This is a genomic window from Aeromicrobium sp. PFPM2_SD2, assembly GCF_057364525.1.
On record NZ_JBNFNZ010000432.1, the window covers coordinates 1 to 2,045 of the forward strand.

The following is a 2,045-nucleotide window of genomic DNA, read 5'->3' on the forward strand; positions in this document are numbered from 1 at the left end:
CCGCGGATGAGCGCGATCTCCGCCGGCACGACCACGTCGCCGAACGTCTGGGCCCGCACCCGGGCGGCCGCCGCGGCCGACTTCGCCGCGAACACCTCCGGGTGGTGGTACAGGTCGCGGATCGCGTCGGCCATGCCGGACGCGTCGTCCGGCGGCGCGAGGTAGCCCTCGGCGTCGGACACGAACTCCGGGATGGCCGCGACCGCGTTGGTGACCGGCACCAGCCCCGAGGCCATCGCCTCGTCCTTGGACACGCCCTGGGCGTCCATGCGGGTCGGCACGAGGAACACGCCGTACTCGCGGTGCAGCTCGGCGATCTCGGGCTGGGTGAGGAAGCCCTGCTGCACCGTCACGTTCGGCAGGTCGCGGATCGGCTCGAGCACCTCGTCGAAGAGGGTGCCGTCACCCACGAACCGGAACTCCAGCTCGTCGAACCACGGCTCCTTCGACAGCTCCAGCACCGCCGCGACCGACAGGTCGTTGGCGTACTTGCGGGTCGCGTAGGGCCGGATCGACAGGATGCGGGTGCGCTGCTCGGGCGGCTTCGGGACGTACCGGAAGATGTCCGTGTCGACCGGGTTGTGCACGATCGAGACCCGGTCGGCCGGGAACGTCCGCTCCAGGTCCGTCATGACCTCGTCGGCGAAGTACTGCGACACGAAGACGAACGACGTGCGGTCGGGCAGGTCGTCGACCAGGCCGCGCCAGAACGCCAGCCGCGCGTCCGACGCGGGCTTGGCCGCCTCGAGCGCCTCGGGCGTCTCGTAGTTGAACTCGCGGCGCCACCACGGCTGCACCTCGGCGCCGTGCAGCCACACGACGACGCGCAGGCGGTCGGCGTGCGGACGCAGGGTGTCCCACATGCCGGCGAGCAGGAAGTGCACCAGGACGGTGTCGTAGTCGCCCTCCTCCAGCACGCGATGGAGGTCGGCGTCGTTGCCGGTCGTGACCTCGACGCCCTCGAACTCCGCGTACGACTGCGGCAGCGTCGGGGCGTAGCGGAAGACGTCCAGCGACAGCCCGTCCTGCAGGTACGTGCGGACACGGGCGTGCACGAAGCCGTTGCGGTACAGGTCGTCGTAGGCCGGGTAGGCGTTGGTCAGCACCAGCACGCGCCCGGTGCCGGGACGGGCCGTGGGCAGGCCCCAGTCCGGACCGACGTTGAACGCCGAGACCGTCGCCTCGCCGCGCCCGATGAAGCGCACCCCGAGGCGGCAGGAGACGGCGCCCTCCGGCGGCGTGCGGTGGACGGCCACGTTCGCGTGCCGGGTGACGCTCGCCAGCGCCGTTCCGTGCTCGTCGAAGAAGCGGATGAACGGCGCGACCTCGACCGCTCCCTCGGACTCGATCGAGTAGCGCACGTCGTGGTCGGGCCACAACGCCGCGATCGGGAACGGGCGGCCGATCCACACGTTCGTGCGCTGGTCCTCCTCCATGCGCGACGTGACGCGCACGCCGCCGCGGACGCGACGGGTCGTGACCTGCTCGCGGGTGCGCAGGCCGAGCAGGACCTCGTGGGAGATCACCGGACGGTCCGGCGCCATCGCCGGCGTCCGGTCGATCTCGCGCAGCACGTCGGCGACCGGGGCGCCGGTGTCGAGGTCGAGCACGCCGCGGAGCGGCTCGACGACGTCCGGGTGCGGCGCCGGCGCGTCCTGGAGGTAGTCGAAGCGGTCGACGGTCAGCTGCGTGGCCGCGTCGAGCACGGCGGGGTCGTCGAGCAGCGCGGCGAGGCCGGTGCGCGCGGCCAGCTCGGGCAGCACCAGCGACCGACGGGCGACCAGACCGCTGCAGGGACGATAGGCGCGGTGGACCGCGCGCTCCTCCACCCGGCCGTCCACGAGGGCGGAGTAGCCGGCGTGGCCGACGACGTCGGTGCCCGCGTAGCGCGAGGCCAGCACGAGGTCCTGCAGGTAGGTCGGTCCGTACCAGTCGCGGGCGTCCAGCACGGCGACGCCGGCGTCCTCGGACGTCGTCAGGTCGGCGAGCGACGCGCCGGCCTCGGCGACGCCGACCTCGCGAGACCCGCCTCGGCGGCCACGGCC

General features: G+C 73.1%; 1 protein-coding gene. It reads right to left on the reverse strand.

The features are described from left to right. A partial coding sequence (locus tag AC2W7G_RS14690) for a glycosyltransferase family 4 protein (protein WP_485869094.1) occupies window positions 1-2,045 on the reverse strand: 2,045 nt, incomplete at both ends.